The organism is Flavobacterium endoglycinae, from assembly GCF_017352115.1.
Lineage (GTDB): Bacteria > Bacteroidota > Bacteroidia > Flavobacteriales > Flavobacteriaceae > Flavobacterium > Flavobacterium endoglycinae.
In genome coordinates, this window is sequence record NZ_CP071448.1 from 114,853 (window position 1) to 141,030 (window position 26,178).

19 protein-coding genes and 1 pseudogene are annotated in these 26,178 nt (G+C 34.7%); 13 read left to right on the forward strand and 7 right to left on the reverse strand.

Features of this window, described 5'->3' with window-relative positions:
• Positions 1–383: 383 nt before the first annotated feature.
• The 8 genes and pseudogenes from J0383_RS00500 (at position 384) to J0383_RS00535 (ending at position 10,547) form a co-directional block, all read left to right on the forward strand.
• Complete coding sequence (locus tag J0383_RS00500) at positions 384–3,575, forward strand: RHS repeat protein (protein ID WP_239023199.1); 3,192 nt, start codon at positions 384–386, stop codon at positions 3,573–3,575.
• A gap of 13 nt (positions 3,576–3,588) precedes the next feature.
• The gene (locus tag J0383_RS00505) at positions 3,589–7,074 is read left to right on the forward strand and encodes a DUF6443 domain-containing protein (protein WP_239023200.1); all 3,486 of its coding nucleotides are present in this window, start codon (positions 3,589–3,591) and stop codon (positions 7,072–7,074) included.
• A gap of 7 nt (positions 7,075–7,081) precedes the next feature.
• A complete protein-coding gene (locus J0383_RS00510) occupies positions 7,082–7,651 on the forward strand; it encodes a hypothetical protein (protein ID WP_207296505.1) in 570 nt (189 codons plus the stop codon).
• A 336-nt stretch (positions 7,652–7,987) separates the two neighbouring features.
• Positions 7,988–8,272, forward strand: a pseudogene (locus J0383_RS00515) (IS1/IS1595 family N-terminal zinc-binding domain-containing protein); the annotation flags it as partial.
• Positions 8,273–8,412: 140 nt separating this feature from the next.
• Positions 8,413–8,664 (forward strand): hypothetical protein, encoded by a 252-nt coding sequence (locus J0383_RS00520; protein ID WP_207296506.1) that lies wholly within the window; start codon positions 8,413–8,415, stop codon positions 8,662–8,664.
• Between the two features lie 6 nt (positions 8,665–8,670).
• On the forward strand, positions 8,671–9,309 hold the full coding sequence (locus tag J0383_RS00525) for a hypothetical protein (protein ID WP_207296507.1): 639 nt from the start codon (positions 8,671–8,673) through the stop codon (positions 9,307–9,309).
• 322 nt (positions 9,310–9,631) lie between these two features.
• Positions 9,632–9,997 carry a hypothetical protein gene (locus tag J0383_RS00530; RefSeq protein WP_207296508.1) on the forward strand — a complete coding sequence of 122 codons (366 nt, stop codon included), beginning with the start codon at positions 9,632–9,634 and terminating at the stop codon, positions 9,995–9,997.
• Positions 9,998–10,007: 10 nt separating this feature from the next.
• Entirely contained in the window at positions 10,008–10,547 is a 540-nt protein-coding gene (locus J0383_RS00535; protein WP_207296509.1) for a hypothetical protein, read from the forward strand.
• A 473-nt stretch (positions 10,548–11,020) separates the two neighbouring features.
• Here J0383_RS00535 and J0383_RS00540 read toward each other — a convergent pair whose 3' ends face one another.
• The 7 genes from J0383_RS00540 to J0383_RS00570 form a co-directional block, all read right to left on the reverse strand.
• Positions 11,021–12,838: an alkaline phosphatase gene (locus J0383_RS00540; protein WP_207296510.1), complete on the reverse strand. Its 1,818-nt coding sequence runs from the start codon at positions 12,836–12,838 to the stop codon at positions 11,021–11,023.
• Between the two features lie 195 nt (positions 12,839–13,033).
• Positions 13,034–14,569 carry a RagB/SusD family nutrient uptake outer membrane protein gene (locus J0383_RS00545; protein ID WP_207296511.1) on the reverse strand — a complete coding sequence of 512 codons (1,536 nt, stop codon included), beginning with the start codon at positions 14,567–14,569 and terminating at the stop codon, positions 13,034–13,036.
• Positions 14,570–14,588: 19 nt separating this feature from the next.
• Entirely contained in the window at positions 14,589–17,885 is a 3,297-nt protein-coding gene (locus tag J0383_RS00550) for a TonB-dependent receptor (RefSeq protein ID WP_239023201.1), read from the reverse strand.
• Between the two features lie 137 nt (positions 17,886–18,022).
• On the reverse strand, positions 18,023–18,943 hold the full coding sequence (locus tag J0383_RS00555; protein WP_207296513.1) for a FecR family protein: 921 nt from the start codon (positions 18,941–18,943) through the stop codon (positions 18,023–18,025).
• A 114-nt stretch (positions 18,944–19,057) separates the two neighbouring features.
• The gene (locus tag J0383_RS00560; protein WP_207296514.1) at positions 19,058–19,615 is read right to left on the reverse strand and encodes an RNA polymerase sigma-70 factor; all 558 of its coding nucleotides are present in this window, start codon (positions 19,613–19,615) and stop codon (positions 19,058–19,060) included.
• Positions 19,616–19,942: 327 nt separating this feature from the next.
• On the reverse strand, positions 19,943–20,758 hold the full coding sequence (locus tag J0383_RS00565; protein ID WP_207296515.1) for a helix-turn-helix domain-containing protein: 816 nt from the start codon (positions 20,756–20,758) through the stop codon (positions 19,943–19,945).
• A 202-nt stretch (positions 20,759–20,960) separates the two neighbouring features.
• The gene (locus J0383_RS00570; protein ID WP_207296516.1) at positions 20,961–21,953 is read right to left on the reverse strand and encodes an SDR family NAD(P)-dependent oxidoreductase; all 993 of its coding nucleotides are present in this window, start codon (positions 21,951–21,953) and stop codon (positions 20,961–20,963) included.
• 203 nt (positions 21,954–22,156) lie between these two features.
• Here J0383_RS00570 and J0383_RS00575 point away from each other — a divergent pair, with 203 nt between their 5' ends.
• The 5 genes from J0383_RS00575 (at position 22,157) to J0383_RS00595 (ending at position 26,088) form a co-directional block, all read left to right on the forward strand.
• Positions 22,157–22,894 carry a CPBP family glutamic-type intramembrane protease gene (locus J0383_RS00575; protein ID WP_207296517.1) on the forward strand — a complete coding sequence of 246 codons (738 nt, stop codon included), beginning with the start codon at positions 22,157–22,159 and terminating at the stop codon, positions 22,892–22,894.
• 61 nt (positions 22,895–22,955) lie between these two features.
• Positions 22,956–24,122, forward strand: coding sequence for a sensor histidine kinase (locus J0383_RS00580; RefSeq protein WP_207296518.1), 1,167 nt, complete (start codon positions 22,956–22,958; stop codon positions 24,120–24,122).
• Positions 24,122–24,826: a LytR/AlgR family response regulator transcription factor gene (locus J0383_RS00585; RefSeq protein ID WP_207296519.1), complete on the forward strand. Its 705-nt coding sequence runs from the start codon at positions 24,122–24,124 to the stop codon at positions 24,824–24,826. The genes J0383_RS00580 and J0383_RS00585 overlap by 1 nt, the downstream gene beginning before the upstream one ends.
• A gap of 102 nt (positions 24,827–24,928) precedes the next feature.
• Positions 24,929–25,522: a hypothetical protein gene (locus J0383_RS00590; protein ID WP_207296520.1), complete on the forward strand. Its 594-nt coding sequence runs from the start codon at positions 24,929–24,931 to the stop codon at positions 25,520–25,522.
• Positions 25,523–25,728: 206 nt separating this feature from the next.
• The gene (locus J0383_RS00595) at positions 25,729–26,088 is read left to right on the forward strand and encodes a hypothetical protein (protein ID WP_207296521.1); all 360 of its coding nucleotides are present in this window, start codon (positions 25,729–25,731) and stop codon (positions 26,086–26,088) included.
• Positions 26,089–26,178: the final 90 nt, after the last annotated feature.

Below are 26,178 nucleotides of genomic sequence, written 5' to 3' on the forward strand. Positions count from 1 at the left end.
TGTAAATACTTTTTTGTAATTAATCAAAAAGAAATTAAAGCAATTTATATCCATTGGAATTTTGATAAGTTAATTTCTTTTTAATTAGCGATTACTAATTTTAATTTCTTATCATTTTATGAGATAAAAAACTATGCTTATTTAATTTTTCTTGTAATTTTTTCAAAATATTTTTTCTTTACACCAAACAAAACAACTGATTAACAAACAGATAAAACTCATTAATTTTATTTTTTTTACAATATTTCAATAGGTTCAGTATTAATGTGGAATCCCGTAAAAATCTGAACATCTAATCGTTTAGATTTGCGAACCAATTTCAATCTAAAAAAATGAACCTTTTCCATTTTGAAAAAATATCTCAGAGACTTATAATCTTATTGATGATTCTTTTTTCCTCAGCCACAAAGGCGCAAAACTCTGATGAATCAGATAAATTTGCTCCAAACTTTATTCCACCATCTCCAGCAGCAGCTGGTTTAGGAAATTATGGTAATATTCCGGTAGGAATGTCTACTGGATCACCTAATGTAAATCTAGATCTTTACACGTTAAAAGAAAATGGGATTTCAATTCCAATTTCTCTGAGCTACAGTTCAAATGGAGTAAAGATTGATGCTGTCTCAAAACAATTAGGGATTGATTGGGATTTAATTGCAGGCGGAGTTATAAGCAGACAAGTAAATGGTGATGACGATTTTAAAGTTGCTTGGTCAACTCCTGACGAACTAAGGCTTTGTATTCCTTCTGATCTTTCTGCTATTGCATTAAATGCACACCCACCTCAAAAAGATATTTTTAGTTATAGTGCACCAGGAATTTCAGGAAAATTTATTCTTGATGGAAGCTCTTTTCGAGAATTGAATGTTTCTGATAATAAAATCGAAATGTTTTTCGTACCTAATTCATCAGGGGAAAACGTTCGCACTTTTAAGATAACTTCTATTGACGGTACTGAATATTATTTTGGAGAAGGATCAGCCAGAGAAAGTTCCAGCAATGTCAATTATTGCGGCCTACCAGATCCAAGCTCTAGTGAAACGGCTTATTTATTAACTAAAATAAAAACAGCCTTAGGCCAGGAGGCTTATTTTAAATACACATCACAACTATTTACATCTACTAATTATCAACAAAAAGGAAGTTCAATGGTTATTGGTACTGCTTTACCGTCAACTGCTAGTATAGCTACTCCATGTAATTCGATTGAACGACACACCTCTTACTTTTTGGAATCGATTGAATTAAATGATAAAAAAATAACATTTGAATATTTTGATCTGGAAACTAATTTTAATTATCAAGAATCAAAACAATTAAAAAAAATTAAAATTTACTCTGGATTAAATACTCTTTTCAAATCTTATGAATTCAGCTATTATACGATTTTACCTAATACTAATTCTGATGGATTAAATTCATTTACTAAAACTGATAAGAAAAGATTTTTTTTAAAGGACATAAAAGAATATAATAATATAGAAACTATAAATTTTACAAAATATAGTTTTGAGTATTACACTCCTGAAGGATTGCCTCCTAGAAATTCTTATTCTAAAGATATTTATGGGTATTATAATGCAAGAAACAATAAAAACATGCTTTACAATAATCTTTCACCTTTAAGCAATTTTTATAAGGTTTTTAAAGATGCAGGTACAGCAGATAGAAGCCCTAATGCCGATGTAGTAGGATATGGGATGTTGAAAAGTATTACTTACCCAACTAAAGGTAAAACAGAGTTTGTCTACGAACCTAATTCAGTGTATATTGACAAAACATTTTATCCTCCTAAAACTGTTTATTCTATAGGTCAGGAAGCCGCCACAACGGCTAAATCTATTGATTCACCTGTCTTTAACATTCCTTATGCACAAACTGTTACTTTATACGGAGAAGCGGAATTAATGTATATTGGGACCGGAATCTGTACTGAAGAATCTTATCCAACACATTGGAATCCATACGCGACTGTATCTTTAATTAATCAGGCTAATAATCAGATAGTAGCTACCTTGCGTTCCGATAATAATCCAACAATAGATGCCAGTATTGGTGCTGGAAACTACTTTTTAAGAGTTACTTCAATACGAGCATGTCTTAATATATATGGTTCAGTTACTTATACCTTAACCCAGCCTTATACTGCTAAAGTGAATGATCCAGTAGCCGGGGTACGAGTAAAGAAAACCTTAGATTATGACAATAAGGGAAATGTAAATATCAAAAAATACTATTATGGAACACAGGATTGCCTGAACTGTAGTTCAGGTACATTTGCAGTAGGAAATCCTGATTCTGTTGGTAACACAGACCTTTTTATATCTAGTGCTAGGCAGACCTATACCATGTTTTCTAATTCAAAAGTTCCCTTAAATTCATTTGATGGACCGAATTTTAACTATGGCAGCGTTATTGAAAGTTTTGGAGAAGATTTTGAAAACGGAGGTACTATACATTATTTCATAACAAGATCTGATGAACCTTCAGTGGGAATTTGCGACGAATATATCAGAGGAACACCTTATTCGAATGGTTTTCTAGGCGGAACCGAATACAAAAATATTACTTTTAGAAAAAACGGCAATAATTATATTTATCTGGCACAAGAAGAATCAATTTTCACCCATGATGAATCATATGATTTTGTGGCAAATAATTACACTTCAAGATTGTATCAAATTATTACAAATCCTAGTTCATCAACATCAACACCAATAACCGATTATTATTATAATTTCAATATTTATCAAACAAGAAGCCAGCGTCATTATTTATCAAAAAAAATATCGACCATTTATGATTTGAATGGGCAGAATCCTTTCACAACAACAACAAACTACAATTACAGCAGCCCCAACCATAAACAGATGACCTCACAGGTAAGCACAAGTTCTAATGCAGAAACTATAGAGAAAAAGTTTTTCTATGCCAAAGATCCTGAAATGTCTTCAAAACCATTTGTAAGCCAGCTTATAACAGCCAATATGGTGGGTACTCCTCTGGACACGCAAAGTTTTAAAGCCGGAACAAAATTATCCGAACAGCTTACTATTTATGACCGAAGCACTTCGACAGGTAATTTGCTGCTGCCTAAAACGGTTTATGCCGCTAAATTCCCGAATGCACTGCCCAATATAGCCGCATCTTCAATCGGACAGCTAGAGAAAAAAATCACTTTCGACCAGTATGATGCTGCCGGGAATATTATCCAGTACACCCTTGAAAACGGCACCCCCGTTTCAGTGATCTGGGGCTACGGACAGACACAGCCTATTGCCAAAATTGAAAACGCTCTTTACAGTGCGGTTTCGTCTTACTCAGCCAATCTGCAGACCAAATCTGACAGCGGTACAGAGGCTGCTCTCATCACCGATTTAAATGCCCTGAGAGCCGCATTTCCTAATGCCATGGTGACCACTTACACCTACAAACCGCTTGTTGGCATAAGCACCGTGACAGATCCTAAAGGAGAGAAAACTACTTATACCTATGACAGTTTTAACAGACTTGAAACCGTAAAAGACAAAGACGGAAACCTGCTTACAGAAAACCAGTACAATTACAAGCCGTAAAACCAGAAGCAATATGAAAAACATACTAAAACTCCTTTTGGTTTTCTTTCCTATATTGGTAAAAAGCCAGACACAGACCGAAAATTATATTAAAACAGTTACCTATAAAACAGCCAGTGCTGTTAAAATCACTGCACCAACTATTTTACAGGCTGCACAGACTGTCACTTACTTCGACGGACTGGGAAGACCTGTGCAGAAAATTGCAGGACAGCAGTCTGCTGCAGGAAAAGACATTGTAACACATATCGAATACGACAGCTTCGGAAGACAGCCTGAAGAATACCTTCCTTTTAAAGCCGAAACAACCGGAATGGCTTTTGATGCCTCGGCTAAAACTAAACTGATGTCTTATTACAGCACTCCAAATGCTTCGCTAAACGGAAATCCGGCTCTGGAAGCCACCAATTATCCTTTCAGCCGTAAGGAGCTCGAAGCCTCTCCCCTTAACCGTGTCCTGAAGCAGGCTGCTCCGGGAAATGACTGGAGATCAGGCTTGGGACATGAAATAAAAATGGACTACCAGACCAATACAGCCAATGAAGTAAAGAATTTTACAGCTGTTACAGCATGGAATACTTCCACGGGACTATATGAGATTTCTTTAGGAAATGCGGCCGGAAATGTTTATTATGCTCCATCACAGCTCAGCAAAACAGTCACTTATGACGAAAACACTGCTGCTGTCCCTTCTGAAACAAATGGATCGACAGTGGAATTTAAAAACAAAGAAGGACAGGTCGTTTTAAAAAGGACCTATGATGCCGGAGTGAAACACGACACTTATTATGTCTATGATCTGTACGGAAACCTTACCTATGTAATTCCGCCGAAAGCAGATGCAGCTATTACAGCAACAGTTTTAAACGATTTGTGCTACCAGTACAAATACGATTACCGCAACCGTCTGGCCGAGAAAAAACTGCCTGGAAAACAGTGGGAATTTATAGTGTATGACAAACTTGACAGACCTGTGGCTGCAGGACCTGCCAATTCTCCGTTCTCGGATTTAACTACTGCTGGATGGACAGTAACCAAATATGATATCATAAACCGTCCTATACTAACAGCATGGATGCCGGGAACTGTTACAACTGCAGACCGGAAAGCATGGCAGGATGCACAGAATGCCGTAACCACAAACCCAAGCGAGACTAAAACTGCTGCGGCTACAGTAATGCCTCCGGCTACGGGAGTAAGTTTCAGGTACAGCAATCTGTACTGGCCTACATCCGGATATCATGTGCTCACAGTTAATTATTATGACGATTATGATTATCCAAATACTCCGGTGATTCCTGCCACAGTTGAAACACAGCCTGTTTATTACAACAATACCGTAAAACCTAAAGGACTTGCCACAGGAAGCTGGACACGTATTCTGGAAACCAGCACGCTATATAGAAATGAATCTTCATATACGCTGTATGATGCTAAAGCAAGACCGGTAAGAGCATACACCGCAAACCATCTGGGAGGCTACATGTATACCGACAGTAAACTGGATTTTTCTGGGAAAACCGAATACAGCATCACCAGACATAAAAGATTAAGCACTGATGCAGAACTGACCACTAAAGATGTTTTCACCTACTCTGCCCAGGACCGTTTACTTACACAGACCCATCAGATAAATGGAGGCACTGTTGAATTAATTGCGGCTAATACTTATGATGAATTAGGGCAGCTGGTTTCTAAAAAAGTGGGAAATACAGCTGCAGCACCAGCCCAGAAAGTGGATTACACCTATAACATCCGCGGATGGCTGACAGCCGTAAATGATATAAACACGCTTTCTAAAACCGGAGACCCGAAAGATCTATTTGCTTTTAAGATTAACTATAACAATCCAACATCCGGAGGAACTGCGTTATATAACGGAAATATCAGCCAGACTCATTGGAAAACTTCCGCTTCAGAGAGTGTAACCAGAAATTATAATTATACTTACGATAAGCTGAACAGACTTGTAAATGCTGATTTTAGAAACAATACTGCCACTGCCCAGAATTCAAGCTATTTTGAAAAAGTCCAGTATGACAAAAATGGAAACATCACCTTCCTGCACCGTTCAGGTGATGTGGTCGCTCAGGCCAATCTGGAATGGATGGATTATATGTTTTATTATTACAATGGAAACCAGCTGACAAGAATAAAAGAGGAAGGAAATAACTATTTTGGTTTCACCACCCAGATTGCCCAGACCAACACGGCAGACCAGTACAGCTACGATGCTAATGGCAATATGACCAGAGACAATAACAAAAATATTACCACCATAACCTACAACCACTTAAACCTGCCAGCCAAAATAACTTTTGCCACAGCAGGAAACATTGTATATATTTACAATGCTGCAGGGCAGAAAGTGCAGAAGATTGTAACGGTTACTTCGCCGGCAAGTGTTACAACCACTGATTATCTGGGAGGTTACCAGTATGATAATAGTTCATTGAAATTTTTTCCAACTGCTGAGGGTTACGTTGAACCTGTTTCTGGGGCCTATAAATATATTTACCAGTACAAAGATCATCTCGGCAGTGTGCGTATAAGCTATGACAAAACACTTGCCATTAAAGAAGAAAGTAATTTCTACCCTTTCGGGCTGAAACAGGAAGGATATAATATGGTTAAAACCGGCGTTGAGAATAAGTATAAATACAATGGAAAGGAGCTCCAAGATGAGCTGGGGCTCAATATGTATGATATGGATATGAGACAATATGACCCAGCAATTGCAAGATGGGTAGTGCATGACCCTATTGTTCATTATGATAAATCTCCTTATAGTGCATATGATAATAATCCTATTTATTGGGCTGACCCAAGTGGAATGGACGGTGAACATTATAATTGGAATACAGGTAAATATGAAAATGATAAAGGAAAGGAAGTATCTTTTGAAACAGCACTAGCAAGTGTAACTGGAAAGTCACAATCATCAGAAGACACTGCTGAATCAGAAAGCGCGAGTTCAGACGTTGAAAGTAATACCAACGACATTCATCCAAGAGGCAATGATTTTAAAAATAGACCTAGAACTACTAAGGTACTTGAACAATTATATGGATATGTTAAAAACCATCCTAGTGTTTTAGAGACTTTGTCAGACTATTCAGGCTGGTCAACAATGGAAGTCCTGCAGCAACTGAAATATAAGCAAGGAAATGTTATTTTAGGAATTGAAAGTTTAACTTGGGACAAGCGTTTACCTGACGGAATTACTATGAGTTCAAAAGATATAAGACTAGAAATTGTAGATTCGAACAATTTAGAAAAAGCTAAAACTAACGAACAGATTCAAGCTTGGTCGTTTTTTGTTGCTGTTACGGTATTACATGAAGTTGTCCATGCTGGTAGATTGGCAAATAATATGGATGGAGGAAAAGAAAAGGTAGAAAAAGGTTGGCAATGGGAGTATAGAGTATTTGGAAATACAACAACTCCAAAAAATATGAATGAGATGTATAAAACTTATGATTGGAATTTTAAATATTAAATTTGATATGAAAAAAAATATATTAAATAGAAAGAGTATTTTTTCTTTATTAATCATTGTATTTTTGTCTTGTACTAATAAAGTTAAATTAGAACAGCAATTTATAGAAGAAAATTTCTTAAAAATTGTAGACACATTACCGTATGACACGGGAACATTTGTACCACTAGAAAAAGATACTATTAAATTTTCTGAATTGGCTCTTCATTTTAGTCAGAAGATTGACTATAACAAAAAAATAGATGAAATTACCACAGGTTTTTTTGAAGATAATAAGCAGTTAAAATCAACATTTCAAAGTGTGTTAGAACATGGAACTAATTCAGAATATTTTTTAGACTCAAATTTTCCTAAAAAAATTGGGAAGTATCGAATTTATTTTAATGAAAATCAGATTGATAAAAAAATCAAATTTGCTGGTAGAATTGATATTGAAAATTTGAAAATTTATAATGATAAAGCTATTTTGATTTTATCAGAGTCAGTTCAGCGATTTGGTACGACATATATTGTTTTTCTTGTCAAAGAGAAAGGAGAATGGAGAGTACTGGAACGTAAGGTTTTATATCAAAGCTAATTTTTATTAGAACAATTTTTGTTTTATAAAAGTTTAAAGCCATTCGGTAGTGTTTCAAAGTTAGTGATATGAGATTTTGAAATTCTAACCTTTAGAAATTGAATAAATTTTAGAAATAAATAATTTAAAGATGAGCAGTAATGCTCATCTTTTTTGGGTAGTGTTTCAAAGTTAGTGATATGAGATTTTGGAACTCTAACCTTTTGAAATTGAATAAATTTTAGAAATAAATAATTTAAAGATGAGCATTACTGCTCATCTTTTTTGTTTTAATATTGCCTTAAATGAGCTAAAATGAATAAAAATGCGACATAATGTTCCAAAGTTAGTGATGGTATGAATTGTTCAAAATGTAAAGAGCAGAAGGTTATTAAAAATGGGAGAACAAAAAATAATAAACAGCAGTACTATTGTAAAATGTGCTCTCACCGTTTTATAGAATATTATACAAATCAAGCTTACAAATTAGATATTAATGAAAAGATTGTTCAATTAACCAAAGAGGGATTAGGAATAAGAAGCACTGCAAGAATACTGGAAATATCAGCCACGACATTATTGAAAAGAATTGTCTGCATTGCGAGAAATATAATCAGACCAAATATCAGCAGAGGCAAAACCCGATCGCGCAGATATATCGACAACGATCGCGCGGATTTGCAATCCGTGCCCACAAAGAATATAAACCGCAACCGTAAAAAGTTGTAGTTTTGGTTTTTATAAATGGATGGAATTTTACTATTAGACTTGTTAAATTTGGGATGGGCACGGATTGCAAATCCGCGCTATCTGATGAATTGAATAAAAAGACGGATGTATCAACAACTACATACAAAGGAACATTCAATACTATTGAAACTAGCACCTATACTCTTACGACACCTCATGGTAAAAAAGAACCATCATCGGCAGGCTCTACAAATTCTATTGTAGGAGACGCATTCAAAATTTTGTATGGTCTTTTTACAGACCATATGGATTATACTATTAGAAATTTAAATAACTTAAATTAATTAATTATGAAAAAAATAATCTTTTTAAGATTGTTATTTATTCCCATTATGTTTGCAAGTTGTAATGGTCAAGTAATAAGTAAAGAAGATATTAACGAATATATTAAGAGTAAGGGTGAATTTGACAAAATTTTAACTTCTCATTTTCCAAATAAACTTGTTGCATATCCATATACAATTATCAACAATAAAAATAAATCTAAAAATGATATTTGTTTCATGTTGTATGAGAATGATGTAGATTCATTAAAAATTGATTCAATAATAAATAAATATTACTTTGTTGCAAAATATACATACCAAGATTCGTGTCTTTTTTTAATTAATAGATTTGAAACAAAAAATACATACGAAAATAGGAAAAAGGTTGAAATATTAGATTCTCTATTAGTAAATAGAGACTGCTATAAAATGAAATATCCAGTACCAAATTTTAAGGTTTATAATCTTACAGATGGAAGAGGCTTAAAGCTAGATGAGAGTTTTAATATTTATGTATTAGATGCTAAATCAGGAAATCGCTTTGAAAATTTCAATTTGCTTCCTAATTTACAAATGCCACCTGAATGGCAAAATGGATATTCAAAAGGAATAGCATGTAGTAAAAAAGATAAAACTTTAATATACTGGGGTATTATTTGGTGAATAACCCGATCACGCAGATATATCGACAGCGATAGCGCAGTTTTGTAAACCGTGCCCGCAGAGAACATCCACTGCCAGCGCGAGCGTTGCGCTCGTGAACACAATCAAAGCAAAGCCATTCCAGTATGGAATGGCTTTTGGTTTTTAGAGTTGTTAGTTTTTAACAAATATATAATTATTCAATTGTTGTTTTTGTAGACAGTGCAGCCAGCACGGGGTAGATGATTACAGCTATGATGCTAATGGTAATATAACCAGAGACAATAATAAAATATCACAGCTATTGCCTACAATCATTTAAACATGCCAACCAAAATAACTTTTGCCACAGCAGGAAACATTACATATCTTTAAAACGCTGCAGCGCAGAAAGGATAGTAGTAACATTTTGTATAAACCTAAAGGTTATGAAAGTCATTGGCAACATTCACAAGTTTTGTATAACAATGGTAACAATACAAGTTGGCCTACTGATGGAGTAAACGGAATTAAAGAAGTCAATTCAACTTTTGGAAGATTCTATACATCTGGACAACTGATAAAATGGTTTGGAAATACAATGGAGGAAATATTAAAACAAAAAAATGAGAAAGAAAATAATATTTACGTTATCAGTTATTTTGCTAATAAGTTGCAACGAGCCGAAATTAGAAAAAAGAAGTATATTTTACTTCAACCTTTACAATAATAAAAACATCTTGATTGAAAAGAATGTTTTTACTGTAGAATCCAAAGAGTTAAATTTATTTGATTCAATTAATGTATTTAAAAATCATGAAAAAGTTTTGAGTTTTAGACAAGCTTATGATAATGAGAAAGGTATTTATAGATATATTTTGAATAAAAAAACATTGACACATAATTTTAAAGATTCAATAACTCTAGCGACTAATTACAACAATAAATCTTTCGCTCCTTTCATTAATAAAGAAACGACACTGATAAACCATAAAACATATAAGATAGGATTAGAGAGTTTCAAAATTTACCATTTTTCAGAGGAACAAAGTAATCATAAAGGTTTTGATAGTTATTTTTTAGAAAACGTAGGTTTTATTTGTTACTATAATTTCAATACTGATAATTACATACTTTGTGATTCAATTAGTAATAAGCCAATAAAGATTAAAGAAATTACTAGAAGACTTGTAAAAGATGAAACTTTTTTTGCTCGATTTACGGTCGCAAAATTATTTCCAAATTATTATCGTGAAAATAATAGTTCAAAACGGCTTTAGCTTTATATGAACTATTGTTCCACTATTATAAAAGCCATTCCATAATGAAAATGACCCAAAAATTTAGACGTTATTTGGGGCATTTTTTATGGAAAGAAAAGTAAAATATGACTTTGTATTTAAGCTGGAATGTATAGAATTGTTTGCCTAGCATGTATCTTCTTAACGCTTCAATATCCAAATCGGGTAATATATCAGATGGGCGGTTAATCATTGCCTCTAACATTTACAGAAAATCAGATATTTGTAGTGATATCGCATAAAAATTAAGACAGCCTTAGGGCTGTTTTTTATTTTATAAATCGAAAAAAAATTAGTCAAACCAATAAATTTATGATGGTAATCTATAAAAGTATAATTAATTCAAAATCATAATTTATAAATTGTTCTAAACTATCTATTTCTATATTGGTAAATAAAAAACCTCTGTAGATCATGCAGAGGTTTTGAATTTTATTTTAGAAATCAAAAAATTACTTTTTAGAAACCAATTCCATAATTTTAGAATAGATTTCAGTGTTTTGGTAAACGCCTGAGAAATTCTGAGATCCCGGACCATATGCAAAAACCGGAACCGGAACTGCTGTATGATCGTTGGTGCTGAAACTTCCGTGCACGTAGCCTTTTTCGATACTTCCGTCGATTAATGAAAGTCCGCCTGTTTCGTGATCTGCAGTTACAATTAAAAGTGTTCCAGGGTTTTGGTCTACAAAAGCCATTGCCTCTCCTACTAATTTGTCAAAATCCAGCATTTCGCGAACTACGTATTCTACGTTTGTCTGGTGTCCGCCGTAATCAATTTGCGCTCCTTCGGCCATGATGAAAAACGGATTTTTTGTTTTCGAAAAAGTGTTGACTGTTTTAGAGAACGATTTGGTTAGAAAGTCTCCTCTCCCATTTTTCATTGAAACTACTGCAGCGTCTTCTAAAACTACAAATCGGTTGTTTTTGATCGTGTCCAAACTCGCAAATTTATCTGAAAATGTGTACCCTTTTTCAATTAATGTTTTTGCTAAATCTTTACCGTCTTTTCTTGACATAAATTCTTTTTGTCCGCCTCCAATTAAGATATCAGAAGGATTTGAAAGAAAATCATTGGCAATTGGTTCGCTTAAACTTCTTTCTGGCTGATGCGCGTAAAAAGCAGCTGGTGTTGCATCTGTAATATTTCCAGCAGAAATAATTGCCGTCTTATAATTTTTCTTAGCCAATTGCTGTGTGATTAATTCCAGCGGTTTTCCCTGCGTGTCAACGCTTATAAAACGATTATTGGTTTTATGTCCTGTTGCCATAGCCGTAGCGCCCGCAGCCGAATCGGTAATGTAACTGTCTGATGCTTTGGTAATCGAAAATCCTTGTGTTGGAATATTAAACAAACTCAATTGTCCTTTATTCGCAGTATAACCTGAATAGATTTGAGTTAATCCCATTCCGTCGCCAATAAGGAGAATTACATTTTTCGGACGTTTGTTTTTGAAGTTATTTTTAGGAATATACGCTTGGTGAAATTCCGTATTCTGGTAGAATGTCGTTTTGATATTGTTGATGAACTGCGCCAATTCAGCTACTTTATCTGTTCCTATAAAATCGACTTTTAAATTCATTAAAGTCATATAGGTATTGACATTGTCCTGTGTTGCCCAGAATCTGATTTTTTTATTCTGATCGTGTACTTTTTTAATGATTGCTTGAATTTTTTCAGAATCTGGCTGGGTTAGAACACCTTTTCCATTCCAAACCGTGATTTCTTTTACATCTTCACTAATCATTTCAACTCGTGCTAATTGATCTGATGTGTAATTTTCGGTTAATCTTCCATCAAAATAAATGAAATCCGGGTATGTTGCCCAAAGTGTTGCAACAGGTCGGTTTCCAGAAATAACCACTTTTATATTTTTATTCGAAATAATATCTGGAAATGTTTTTAATTGCTGCGTAATGGCTTTTAACGTTGTATCAGCATCCGACTTGATGTCGATCATCAAAATCAAAGGTTTATTACTTGGATATGCTTTTCCTTCCAACGTTTTTAGTTTAGAAGAAAGTGGTTCCAAATACATACTTTTAAGGGTATTATGGGCTGTAATTTCTTTTGAAGTATGCGCTACAAATAATTCGTTGTTTACTAAAAAAACATCGGCTTCGATAACACCCGTTTCATTTGAATACGCACCATAAAAAGGTAGTTTGCTTTCGTAATCGTTATGTGAATGAATGTTTGATGAACTGTATTCTTGTGCTTGTACAGCAAAGAAAAAAGAGAGGCAGAAAAGGGTGATTATTTTTTTCATCGAAAATAGATTTTATTTCATAAAGCCGTAGGTAACTTTATGAAAACTGATTTAATTTTTTATACACAAACCAGTCCTTAAAAAAGACTGGTTTATGAAATACTATAACTCTGTTTATTTGTTTTTTACCGCAGCAGGCTTTGGTACTAAGCCTGCGAAGTAAAAAAAACTAAACAAACAAAATGAAACTACTGATTACCAGCCTTGATTTTGAAACAAGGCGCCTTTGCTCACTGCGATTTCATCTGGTGGTATTGGCCAAACGTGGTGTACAGCAGGATTAAAATTACGAGCCGGATAAATTACGGTTCCGTTATAATGGTGCAATGGTTTTGCATATGCTTCCTTCGCATCTCCCCAGCGAACTAAATCAAAATGACGATCTGTCCATTCGCCTGCTAATTCGCAGCGTCTTTCTCTTTTTAAATCAACCATTGTAGCTCCCGAAATATCTGCAAGACCTGCACGGTGACGGATCATATTGATTTCTGTATCGGCATTTTGACCTTTCATTAATTTCGCTTCTGCCAGCATTAAAATAACATCTGCATAACGTAAAAGCGGTACGTTTAAAGCTGTTGAAGGTTTATCTCCATTTGCATTTACATAACGAATATCTACTCCGCCAGATGTTGTTTTTGGATAACTGAATGGTTCCATGTATTTCTTAAACTGATAACCGGTTCTGTTACTTGAACTTACTACATGATTTCCTTCGTTAAAAGTTACTTCTTCTCCAAAATACACAAACTTATCTCCTTTTTGTAAAATCGTAGCGCTGCGTCTTTTATCATTTGGAGCATACGTATCGAATAATTCTTTTGTTGGATAGAAATTTCCCCATCCGTTGTAAACTCCCCATCCTTTATCTTCTAAACAAACTCCTGGAAAAATAGAACCTAAAGAAGTATTTTCGGCACTTGAAGTTACTGACCAAATGTACTCTGAAGACCAGTTGTTGCTGATTTTAAATACATCTTCAAAATTATCAAGCAGTTTGTGTTTGCCGCTTGCTACAATCATATTCGCATATTTTATAGCGTTGTCCCAGTCTTTTGCATACAAATACGTACGAACCAAATATGCCCAAGCAGCAGTTTTGTGTGCGCGTCCGTAATTGTCAGAAGTCATTTCGTTAAAATATGGCAATAAATCAGCCGCTTTGATTAAATCGGCAGCAATGTATGCGTAATTTTCGGCTACGTTTTTAGCACGAGGCACGTAGACATTGGTTGGATTTTCTCTGTCTTGAATTGGAATTCCGGCACGATCATCTCCATAATGATACGCTAATTCTAAATGCATTACCGCATGATTAAAATAGGCTTCACCCAACATTCCGTTTCTCGTTTTCTCATCCAAAGCAATATTAGGAACGTTACGAATTACGTCGTTGCATCGTTTCATAATTTCGTAGTGAATTCTCCAGATATCTTTGGTATCTGATTCTGATCCATCAACAATAAAGTTTTTGATACGTTCTGCGTTTTGTCTTGGTTTTGTTCCAATGTCATCACTGGCATTGTTCAGCCAGAAGAAACCACGACCGTACATATTATCGTCCGAATACAAAGCATAAATGGCATTTACTCCTGCTTTTGCATCTGCTGGGGTTTTCCAGAAATTTCCGCTTGAAGGCGCTCCCTGAGGCACTACATCAAGTTCGCTTTCACAAGCCGAAGTACCGGCCAAAAGCAGTAAACTCAATACTAAAAGACTTATTTTTTTCATTTTGAATTGTTTTTATTTTTTAAAAAGTTGCATTAACACCCGTCATGTAAATACGTGAAAGCGGGTAACGTCCTAAGTCCATTCCGAAGTTTTTAAGACCAACTTCTGGATCCATTCCTGAGTATTTTGTAATCGTAAATAAGTTTTGTCCTGAAATAAAGAATCTCAGTTTTGCTTTTCCGTTTAACCAATTTTCTTTTACCGTATACCCAATCGAAACGTTTTTCAATCTAAGGAAAGAAGCGTCTTCGATATACAAATCAGAAATACGTCCGAAATTGTTATTGTTATCTGTAGAAGAAAGTATTGGAACGTTCGTATTGGTATTAGTTGGTGACCATGCATTTTTAGAATCCGCTAGTAAATTATATCCTGGGAAAGAAGCATTTAAACCCGTATATTTCACAGCATTGAAAACACTGTTTCCTGCTGCACCATTAAAGAAAATGTTCACGTCAAATCCTTTGTATTTGAAATTGGCATTTAAACTGTATGTTGTTTTTGGAAACGGACTTCCCAGCACTACTCTATCGCTATTATTGATGACACCGTCACCATTTTCATCTTTAAATTTAATGTCTCCGGCAACTGCATTTGGCTGATACGCCACACCTTTAGAGTTCACGTATGCTTTTGCTTCTTCATTACTTTGAAATAACCCGTCTGTTGCATATCCGTAGAAAGCACCAACCGGACTTCCCACTTGATAAATATTAGCCAAAGGCAAACTACGAACACGGCTTAGGTTTAATGGTTCTAATGAGGTTAAATCGTCTTTAATCGAAACAATTTTATTGGTTAAGAATCCTGCATTTGCGGTAATGTCATACTTAAATTCTCCTTTTGTTTTTTGGTAGGTTAAACTTACCTCGATTCCTCTGTTTTCAACATCTCCTGAGTTTACAATTCTTCCTTGCGGCGTTCCTGATACTCCTGGTAATTGATCACGAACCAACATGTCTTTGTTTTTCTTTATATATGCATCAACAGATCCTACTAAACTGTTGTTAAGCATGGTGAAATCTAAACCAACATTCGTCTGCTCTGAACTTTCCCATTTTAAATTTGGGTTTGATAATTCACTTTCAGCATATCCGTAATTGATCGTTGGTGTTGCTCCAATTAACGCTTGAGTTTGTACCAAAGGGACACTGAACTGATACGGTCCAAGGTTTCCTAAATTTCCAATTTGCCCCCAGCTTGCACGAAGTTTTAAATTGCTGATGATTGGTTCTAAACCTTTCATGAAATTTTCTTCAGAAATTAACCAACCTGCCGAAACAGAAGGATATACTTTCCAGCGGTTTTGCGATAATAGTTTTGAAGTTCCGTCACGGCGTACAATTCCCGATAATAAATATTTCTGGTTATAATCGTAGTTTAACCTTCCAACATAAGAAGAAATAATTTCGTCTGATAATCCTGCTCCTGTCTGCTGGATTAATTTTGCATTTAATAAATAACGCTGAGATGGATCTTCGTTGTCAAAACCTGTTCCTTCAATTGTATAGAAATCTTTTTTAGTTTCTTGATACGTATATCCGGCTAAAGCTTTAAGATTGTGGTTTCCAAATGATTTCTCATAAGAAATAGTCTGCTCGCTTAATAAATCGGTAATCGTCAACGATTTTTGAGTCAAACGGTTAAAATCGAATATTTTTCCTGGCTCTGTAACTTTTACAGTAAAATCTTTTGCATTATCTTGAATTCTGGTGTAACCCCAGTTTGTTTTCAATTTTAATCCCGGAATAACTTCCCATTCTGCATATGGATTGATCAAAATGGTAGAAATTGGATTTTTATTGTCCAGCCTTTTTAAATACGCTACAGGATTAATAACGTCTCCGTAAGAACCTATATATTTTTCCGGAACACCACCAAATTGTCCAGAACCATCTTCTCTGTAAATCGTCGCGTTAGGCGGATACAAAATTGCGGCTTGAATGGCTCCTGTATAGGAACTTGCTGTATTTGCCGTCTGTCCATTTGTTAAAGAGTATGATAAATTTTCTCCAATAGTAAAATTATCGGCCAGTTTAAAAGATGAATTGGCTCTTGCTGTGTAACGTTCACTGTATGTATTCAACAAAATTCCTTCATTTTTTCTATAGCTTCCTGAAAGAAAGAAATTTGATTTTTCTGTTTTTCCATTTATCGAAAGAGATAAATCCTGAATTTCTCCTGTATGGAAAATTTCATCCATCCAATTTGTTTTTGTTGTTCTTGCCGTTGGTTCAAAGGCAGGATCAAATGCAGGAATTCTTGGTAAACCTGCATTGTCTCTAGCAAGGTTCATGGCATCAGCATATTCTGCGGCGTTTAAAACCTTTAGTTTTTTGGCCACATTCTGAAAACCTCCTTGATAGTTTACATTGACATTGATTCTATCTGAAATTCCTTTTTTCGACGTAATTAAAATTACTCCTCCCGAAGCTCTTGCTCCGTAAATTGCTGCAGAAGCCGCGTCTTTCAAAACACTGATCGAAGCAATATCATTTGGATTTAAAGTATTTAATGAACCACTGTAAATGATTCCGTCTAATACAATTAACGGTGTTTCGGCATTTAAAGAACCAATACCACGAATGTTGATTGTTGGCGCAGCTGTTGGGTCTCCACCATCGTTAATTACAGTAACTCCGGCAACGGTTCCTTGTAACAATTCGGCAGCGTTATTGTAGGTTCTGCTGGATGCTTCTTTCATAGAAACCGCACCTACGGCACCTAAAACTTCGTTCTTTTTCACACTTCCGTACCCCATTACTACAACTTCTTGAAGCTGTTTCATATCGGCAGCCAATTTTACAGTAATAGTTTCTGATTTGCTTACTTTGACTTCTTGAGTGACATAACCCACATACGAAAATTCAAGTACAGCCTCAGGTGCATTGATTTCCATTTTAAAAGTTCCGTCAAAATCTGTTGCAACAGTTGCATTAGAGCCTTTATCTCTAATTCCAACACCTGGTAACGGCATATTGTCATCTCCTCCGAAAACAGTACCCGAAATGGTAATTTTATTCTGATCTGCTTTTTGGTTTTTCTTGATTACGATATTGTTGCTTACAATTTCATATCGCAATGCAATACCGCAGATTTTATCCAATGCTTGTTCCAGCGTTACGTTGTTTAATTTTAAGCTTAATTTCTGGTTGGTGTTTACCTGACTGCTTTCGTACATAAAATGCACGTCGACTTGGTTTTCTATCTTTTGGAAAATGTTTTTTATACTTTCATTTTCAACCTTTAAAGTCACTCTTTTGTTAATGTCAACATTCCCGGCTTTTACTGTCAGTGCTGCAAAAAATAAAGCCATAAACAGGAATATATTTTTTCCTATTGTCCTTATGCTTTGACACTTTACGGCATACCGCATTTGTTTTTCATTCATAGTTTTTAGTTTTAATTGTTTTGTTTTTGATTATCTGATCTACGTAGTTTATTTTTGATGTTTTACTGAATTGTATACACTCCCGAATCCAATTTGTAATTGGCATTGATGATATTGCATACCAAACCAATTACTTGATCTGCTGGTAATTCTTTAAAATATGCACTGATTTTTAGTGTGCTCAAATTCTTGTTTTTAATTTCGACAGCTACATTGTAATTGCGATTGATAGTTGCTATTACTTCTGGTAGAGGTGTGTCTTCAAAAACCATTATATTTTTTCGCCACAGCGAAATGGTATTCACTGGAATATCTTTAAAAGCCTGAAGTTTATTATCGTGGGATTTAAATACGACTTTTTGTCCCGGTGTTACATATACATTTTCTTCGGTAACTGTTGATTTCACATTTACTCTTCCCGTCATAACCGAAACTTCCTGTGTCGTTTGATCTGGATAAGCCTGCACGTTAAAACTGGTTCCGAGTACTTTGGTATCCATTTTATTAGTGTGAATGATAAATGGATGTTTCTTGTCTTTCGCAACATCAAAAAAAGCTTCTCCTGTTAAGTATACTTCTCTGGTATCGCCTTTAAATGCTGTAGGATATTTTAAAACACTTCCGGCATTTAACCAGATCTGGGTTCCGTCGCTTAGTTTTATTTCGGCATGTTCGCCCAACTTTACTGTCAATTGTTTGTTTTCTACAAAAGCAGATGACTGATAAAAAAACACAGATAATCCAATTAGAAAAACAACAGAAGCCGCAGCAAGCCAGTTTTTATAATGAAGCGGAATAACGCTGTTTGTTTTTTTGATGTTTCTTAATTCTTTTTGCAATTTCGAACGGCTGGACTTCATCATGTCTATATTTTCAGAAACTTCCTCCGGATTGTCGAACCACTTGTTCCACATTTCTTGTCCTTTTGGAGAATATTTTCCGTCTAAAAAATTCTTTACTTCTTTATGTAAATTGTCAGGCATTATAATTTCTTTATGTCTTTAATAGTATGTCTTTGGAATTATGTTTTGAGGTAGGTGCATGAGGTTACGCTTCTGTTAAGAAAAAAGCCGACTTCTTAATCTGAATTTTACGTTTCAATTAAATTCCCCCAGATAGGTGCGCATGAATTTGAGCGCATATGTGATGTGATATTTTACCGTATCGATTGAAACGTTGAGTTCGTCGGCAATTTCTTTGTTGGTATACTGTTTAACCCGGCTCAGAATAAAGACCTCTTTTGATTTTTTAGGAAGAAGCATCGCTGCTTCGTCTACCGCCTTTTGCAGTTCTTCATAATAAATAGAATCTTCGGTAGCATTATGACTCGTATAGGAAACGGTATTTTTATCTAAAACCTCTTGTATGTATTGATCGGTAACAGTATGCGATTTTATATAATCTAAAGTCATATAGCGAACCGAAGTGTAGATGTAAGCCGCAAATGTTTTCTGAATGACCAGCGTTTTACGTCGTTCCCAAATACTGGTGAAAACTTCCTGAACAATCTCTTCAGAAATAGGTACTGATTTCATTCTGACGTATACAAAACGAACCAGTGAATCTCTATACCGAAAATACAATTCGTCGAAAGCTTTCTCTTTTCCCTGCTTCAATAATTCTACAAGAATTTCATCGGTTAATTCTTTATACATAACAAGTCACTTTGGTTTTGATTGGCAGATAAAAAGCGTTTGCAGAAACACTAAAATGAATTGTTTGGGGAAGAAGATTTCTTTTTTTAAAAGAGGACATATACTACGTATTTTGTTTTATTATATGTCTTCAAAATTAGACCTGAGGGTAGGTCAGTTAAGTTACGTTTACATTAATAAAAAGCCAGGAATAGAAACATAATATTAACAATGAAAAGGAATTGTTACCGAAATCTGAAGTGGTGATTTTTGTTTTGCAATTCTTTCAGCAGAAAAAACTCAGGCATAAAAAAAGATGCTGTTAAGCATCTTTTATAAAAGTAAAAATTAGGTCCTCACCCGCTCTATCAATTCAGTTGGCGCATAACCGAACTGTTTTTTGAAAGCAAAAGAAAAATGAGATAAATTCTCAAATCCTACTTCGTAACACACATCAATAGGTTTCTTTTTCTTTTCTACAAATTGATAATGCGCTAGTTCCAAACGTTTCTGCGTAAGCCAGCGCTGCGGAGTGGTATTGAAAATTCTGCTGAAATCTCTTTTAAACGTCGTAAGACTTCTTCCGGTTAAATAGCCAAACTTTTCCAATGGCAGATTAAACATAAAATTCTTCTCCATATAACCCGCTAAATCAATTTTACCAGGTTCTTCAAAATTGGTAAGAACGTTATCAATTCCTTTGTCAATTGCCCTTAGAATACTAATGGCTTCTGTAATTTTAAGTGAAGCGATATTTTCCGGCAGATCTTTCATTTCAAAATACGGAACCAAAGAAGCCAGACAACTTTCCAGTAACGGATGATTGTCAAATGAATATATTTTTTTTGACAACAAAGCTTCGGGTTTCACCTCAAGATTCGCATAAAAATCCCGTAATCTTTCAACCGACAAATGCATCACAACTGTTTTGTGCGGTTCGCCATCTTTAGGATAATTAATAATCGTCGCCAACTGATTTCTCGGAATTAAAAAAATATCGCCTTTTTGAAATACATAAGAAGCATCCGCCTGAACGATTTTAGTCTCCCCCGAAATAAACCAAATCAGCATATGGTGTTCAAACATAATATCTGATTTGAAAAACTTATCCTCATAGCAAGAAAGTTTTATATCATCGGTTATATACTTGGCTTTATATTCCATAACACAGCGGTTTAGTGCATTTTGTAATTACAAAAATAGTTTTTTTTCGGTTTTGGGTTTTGGGTTTTGGGTTTTCGGTTTTCAGTCGCAGTTTTCAGTCGCAGTGTTCAGTTTTTACTTTTTACTGTTTGCTAATTAGTATTCACTGTGACTGAGACTGAAAACTGAGACTGAGACTGAGACTGAACACTGCGACTAAAGCCTAAATACCAAAAGAAATCCCCGTCACTTCTTCACTCCATTTCCATAAATCTTTGGCATTTTTTTCGTCTACTGCATATTCTCGAACACCTGGAGTTATCGAAACTGTTGTGGCTAAAGGAGCAAAATTTACATCTTCGCAATATACACCGCCGATATTTTCTAGCTGCGGACTAACCGCACACCAAACTGTCGTTGCCGCTCCCTGCGGAATTGTTTTTAAAGAAGCTGCAACCTCTGGTAATATATTCCCTTCTGTATCTACATAACCTAATTTTTGAAACAATTCTAATGGCGCTTCTCTTGCTAATTCAGTTCCGCCAATCGAACCCGGATGAAGCGAATATGCTCTTACATTGTGGGATTGCGCGCGATAATCCAATTCTACTGAAAACAAATTCACCGCAGTTTTCGATTGTCCGTAACCTAATAAAGTTTCATATTCACGGTTTTCAAAATTAGGATCTTCAAAATCAAATGATCCAAATTGATGTCCTTGGGAAGAAACATTAATAACCCTTGCGCCATTTGCTTTTTTTAATGCCGGCCATAATCGAGCCGTCAGCTGAAACTGCGCCAAATAATTAACTGCAAGTTGTGATTCAATCCCTCGGCTGTCTTTGCGAAGCGGTACCCACATAATTCCCGCATTGTTAATTAATAAATGAAGTGGTCTTCCTGATGCCAAAAACTTCTCAGCAAATGCATCAATTGATTCTGGGTTTACCAAATCTATTTTTTCAATTTCAATAGGAAGCGAATCCGGCAGGTTTTTCTTTGCTTTTTCTACATCTCTCGCGGGAACAATTACAGTTGCTCCAGCCGAAGCCAATGTAATAACGGTTTCTAAACCAATTCCGGTATTACCACCCGTTACGATCGCTGTTTTTCCCGTTAAATCAATTCCCTTAATGACATCAGTTGTGGTTGATGAAGCGTTAAAACCTGAATTTATCGCTTTCTGTAATTTTCCTTGATAATTGTCTTGTCTCATTTTTATAAAGTTTTAATTGTTATGAATGAGACAAAATTAGATTGTGACTCCATCTTCGACTTTGTTTAAACGTCCGAATAAACTTTGTTTAAACGTCTTTTTTAGAATAGTCCAATTTTCGTCGGTAAAAAAACTATTCTCGTCGGTAGGTTTTTCAAATCTTAGGCAATGAAAATACTTTTGACGTATAAAATTAATCAACTATGTCACTACTTACTCCTTTCCTCTGGATTTTATTACTACTTCCGTTTATTATTCTGGCTTTCGTTACCAGCAAAAAAACCAATCTAAAATACCTGTTGTTCTTCCTACTGTATTTTTTAACCGATTGTTATATTCAGCAATTAAGCCATCAGTTTATTTCATTGAAAATTATAGGTTTAAAATTTGCATGGGCGGGAAAATTATTCAGTCTCATTCTTTCACTTGTTATTATTTTCTCAGTAAATACAACAGAACGCCAGTTGATAGGTTTTACAAACAAAACCAATTCCACAAAACAGCTTCGATTTGGAATTTTGGTATTTCTAGGTTTTCTACTATTTGATTGTATTTTTAAAATGATTTTGTTTCCAAAAGGCGCCACTTTCGATTTAGAAACATTCGCTTTCCAGGCTACAATGCCAGGTTTGACCGAAGAATTGGCTTTTCGAGGAATTGGTTTCTGGCTTCTCGACAAAGCTTTTGAACCTAAATGGAATTGTAAAGGAATTCAATTCGGCTGGGGATTTATCATTGTTACACTGTTATTTGCTGTTGCACACGGAGCGGTTTTAACCGAAGATTATCAGTTTAAATTTGATCTTATCACAATCATTTACCTTACTTTGATTTCTTCTTTAAGTGTAGGTTTGCTTCGAAAATTCTCTGGAAATAGTATTCTTCCAATTCTCGGACATAATTGTATTAATCTCATGAATGCCGTAATTAGAATATTATAAATAAAAATGAAGAAGCAGATTCAAAAAAACTATCTTTGAATCTGCTTCATAAATAGAATACATGCAGGAAAAAAAAGTCTTCGCCGATCATTTAGCCCAAAGAATAGCGGATTTTAATTTTGATCATTTTTACAGCAAAAGAAACCGAATACTATTGCACTTAGCAATGTGGTTTGGCTTTTCATGTCTACTGTTTTTAAGTTATGTTCTCGCCTATCATCTGTCGTATCAAAATGCATTGATTCTCACAATTCGAATGACAACGGTCAATGCAGTGGTATTCTATTTGTTCTTTTATCTATTTCTGCCAAAGATTTTTTCCGGCAGTGGTTTTAGAATTATTTTCTTGTTGTTGATAACCTTTCCAATCTGCATTTTTATATGGATTGCTATTACTTATTTTATATCATTACTCTATCATTACATTGGTTTTGAAATACCATCAGGAGAATTAAAAGGTGCTATCAAGATGGCGGCAGATCAGACTTTTGCGCAGGCCGTATCGCCGAAACGCCTTATTTCACAAGCCTTTATTGTTATATCCATCCTCTCTCCTTTCTTCTTTGTTAAGATACTTTTTGAAATTTCAAGGCTTTATAATAAAACATTGAATATCCAAAACCAAAAAGCGGCACTTGAAATCCAAAATATCAATATAGAGAAACAGTTTTTAACGGCACAACTCAATCCGCATTTCCTTTTTAATACGCTGAATAACCTATACGGACTATCTTTAAAAAAAGACGATCAAACACCCGAAGTTATTTTGAATCTTTCGGATATTATGAGTTATACTTTGTATGAATCCAGTAATGAAAAAGTATCGCTGGAGAAGGAACTCGACTTTATAAAAAATTATATCGAGCTCGAAAAAATGCGTTATACAGCAGATAAAAATATTCAATACAAAATTGCATCAGGAAAAGATTTATTCGGGCATTTTGTACCGCCTTTACTTACATTTACTTTTGTAGAAAACGCTTTTAAATATGGTTTAAAAAACAATGATGATTCATTTCTATTGTTGGAAATAAAAGTCGAAAACAATCAGCTTTTCTTTAGTCTTGAAAATGACAAGGATAAAGAACAAACTCAAAAAGAATTTGGCGGAATAGGGATTACAAATGCACGTAAAAGATTGCAGCTTTTATATCCTGACAAACACGAAATACATATCGAGAATCTGGAAACTAAATTTAGTGTTTCTTTAAAAATAGATTTATACTAATGGAAAAAATCAGCTGCATCGTTATTGATGATGAACCAATTGGACGAGAAGTTATTGAAACTTTTGTAAAAGATATTCCATTTCTGAATCTTTCGGCTTCATTTGGCGATCCGGTTGAAGCACTTACTTATTTACAAGAAAACCAAGTTGATCTTGTTTTCAGCGATATTCAAATGCCTAAAATCAACGGAATGGAATTACTTCGTTCCTTAACCAATCCGCCGCTGGTTATTTTCATTACGGCACATCGTGATTTTGCTTTGGATGGTTTTGATGAAGGTGTCACCGATTATTTGATAAAACCCGTTCGCTTTGACCGATTCCTAAAAGCCGTTAACCGCGCCAAAGAACGTGTTTCTAACAAACAGCCATTAATTGAACAAGCTCTAAACGATAAAATATTCATTAAATCAGAAGGAAAGTTAGTGCGTATTTTACTTAACGAAATTCTTTATGTAGAAGCTCGGGGCGATTATTTGAAAATCGTACTTCCAAATGCCGAATATTCGACACAACTAACTTTAAAATCAATGGATGAAATTCTGAATCTGCCCACCTTTTTTAGAGTACAGCGATCTTTTATCCTTAATCTTGAAGCGGTTAAAAGTATCAATCGAAATATGGTAGAACTTATAAACGGAAAAAACATCTCTATTGCACTGAATAAAAAAGAAGAACTTTTTAGTCTGCTCGGAATCAAATAAACTGATTTATATAATTCCCACAAGGGCAATAAATACCTTAATTACTTGTTATTATTAAATAAAAGCCTATGTGTTTAATTTATTAGTATCAAGTAAAAAAGTATGAAAAAAATATTGTTTTTAATTATTACAATCGGTCTTTCGCTGCGAGGATTTGCACAGGAAGAAATAAAGGGAAAATACCAGCCGGTTCAATCTAAAACTCCAGAGAGTAAAGAAGTTATTCCGCCAAAGGAAACGCCTCCTGCTACAGATCCAGCACTTCCAAAAGACCCGATCGTTTTAAAAATCAATCCAGATGAACTTTTTAAAAACAATACCTTTTATAAAAGAGAAGCCAATGTTGAAGGTATATTTTACAGACGAAATGAATATTTAGGAGCTTTTGTAACCCATTCAAATACTTCTACTGTCCGCTACCGTGATGCAGCTTATGTCGATGGCGATAAAATCAGAGTCTGGTTAAATGAAAAAGTTATTGAACCCGAAGTAAGTCTGGTTGGAGAGTTTAAAGGTTTTAAAATCAATTTGGAAAAAGGAATGAACAAAATAGATTTTGAAGCTTTGAATGAAGGTTCAGCCTCACCTAATACTGCTGAATTTCAGGTTTTTGATGATACTGGAAAAGTCATCGAAGCCAGCCAGTGGAATGTAGGAACCGGCTATAAAGCGACTATCATTTTATACAAAGAATAACCGAATAAAAATTTATGAATTGAAATAACGATTCTTAAAAGAATATGTAAAAATCAACTTCCAAAGTTATCATATTTTTAATTCTGCATAGTTTTAGAATAAAATTAAGAATCGTTATTTTTCAAATTGCTATATTTGGCGCACTATCAACCATTATAAGCCTTGTTTTCCAAGTAACAAATTATATAATTTCTGCTGTGCCATAAATGAAACCTTATAAGTTCATATATATCGTTTTACTTTCGCTGCTTTCCTTCTTCAGAGGCACCGAAACTTATAAACTGCCCGCACATTTCGGCCATTGCATAACACTTGACAGCGTTGCGGCCGACGATACTCAGATTTTTTCTTCGGATTTCTCTTCTTCAAAAAATCTCGAAGTTCACTACAATCTCAAAAAGAAAATAAAATCCAGAGCTACTACTTTAGAACAAAGTACCATCAAAGCTCCGTATTTCAGCAGCTTAATTAACTTCAAGCTTTACAAAAAGAGCTTAATATATGGTATAGCTTCTATATACCAAATTCAAAGGCATACCCACCTTCACTTGTACCAATTATTCTAGGTTTTACAATCTCGTTGTTTTTATAGTTTCAGAAATTCTGAAATAATACCTCATTTGCGTATGCGAACCGAGCTGTTATTTCTGTAAAAA

Bases quoted from the DNA above. Each gene is read 5' to 3' on its own strand.
- J0383_RS00505 (WP_239023200.1), top strand. From the start codon at position 3,589: ATGAAAAACATACTAAAACTCCTTTTGGTTTTCTTTCCTATATTGGTA.
- J0383_RS00590 (WP_207296520.1), top strand. From the start codon at position 24,929: ATGAAAAAAATATTGTTTTTAATTATTACAATCGGTCTTTCGCTGCGA.
- J0383_RS00545 (WP_207296511.1), bottom strand. From the start codon at position 14,569: ATGAAAAAAATAAGTCTTTTAGTATTGAGTTTACTGCTTTTGGCCGGT.
- J0383_RS00555 (WP_207296513.1), bottom strand. From the start codon at position 18,943: ATGCCTGACAATTTACATAAAGAAGTAAAGAATTTTTTAGACGGAAAA.
- J0383_RS00580 (WP_207296518.1), top strand. From the start codon at position 22,956: ATGCAGGAAAAAAAAGTCTTCGCCGATCATTTAGCCCAAAGAATAGCG.
- J0383_RS00540 (WP_207296510.1), bottom strand. From the start codon at position 12,838: ATGAAAAAAATAATCACCCTTTTCTGCCTCTCTTTTTTCTTTGCTGTA.
- J0383_RS00550 (WP_239023201.1), bottom strand. From the start codon at position 17,885: ATGGCTTTATTTTTTGCAGCACTGACAGTAAAAGCCGGGAATGTTGAC.
- J0383_RS00595 (WP_207296521.1), top strand. From the start codon at position 25,729: ATGAAACCTTATAAGTTCATATATATCGTTTTACTTTCGCTGCTTTCC.
- J0383_RS00500 (WP_239023199.1), top strand. From the start codon at position 384: ATGATTCTTTTTTCCTCAGCCACAAAGGCGCAAAACTCTGATGAATCA.
- J0383_RS00575 (WP_207296517.1), top strand. From the start codon at position 22,157: ATGTCACTACTTACTCCTTTCCTCTGGATTTTATTACTACTTCCGTTT.
- J0383_RS00565 (WP_207296515.1), bottom strand. From the start codon at position 20,758: ATGGAATATAAAGCCAAGTATATAACCGATGATATAAAACTTTCTTGC.
- J0383_RS00525 (WP_207296507.1), top strand. From the start codon at position 8,671: ATGAAAAAAATAATCTTTTTAAGATTGTTATTTATTCCCATTATGTTT.
- J0383_RS00570 (WP_207296516.1), bottom strand. From the start codon at position 21,953: ATGAGACAAGACAATTATCAAGGAAAATTACAGAAAGCGATAAATTCA.
- J0383_RS00520 (WP_207296506.1), top strand. From the start codon at position 8,413: ATGGGCACGGATTGCAAATCCGCGCTATCTGATGAATTGAATAAAAAG.
- J0383_RS00560 (WP_207296514.1), bottom strand. From the start codon at position 19,615: ATGTATAAAGAATTAACCGATGAAATTCTTGTAGAATTATTGAAGCAG.
- J0383_RS00510 (WP_207296505.1), top strand. From the start codon at position 7,082: ATGAAAAAAAATATATTAAATAGAAAGAGTATTTTTTCTTTATTAATC.
- J0383_RS00585 (WP_207296519.1), top strand. From the start codon at position 24,122: ATGGAAAAAATCAGCTGCATCGTTATTGATGATGAACCAATTGGACGA.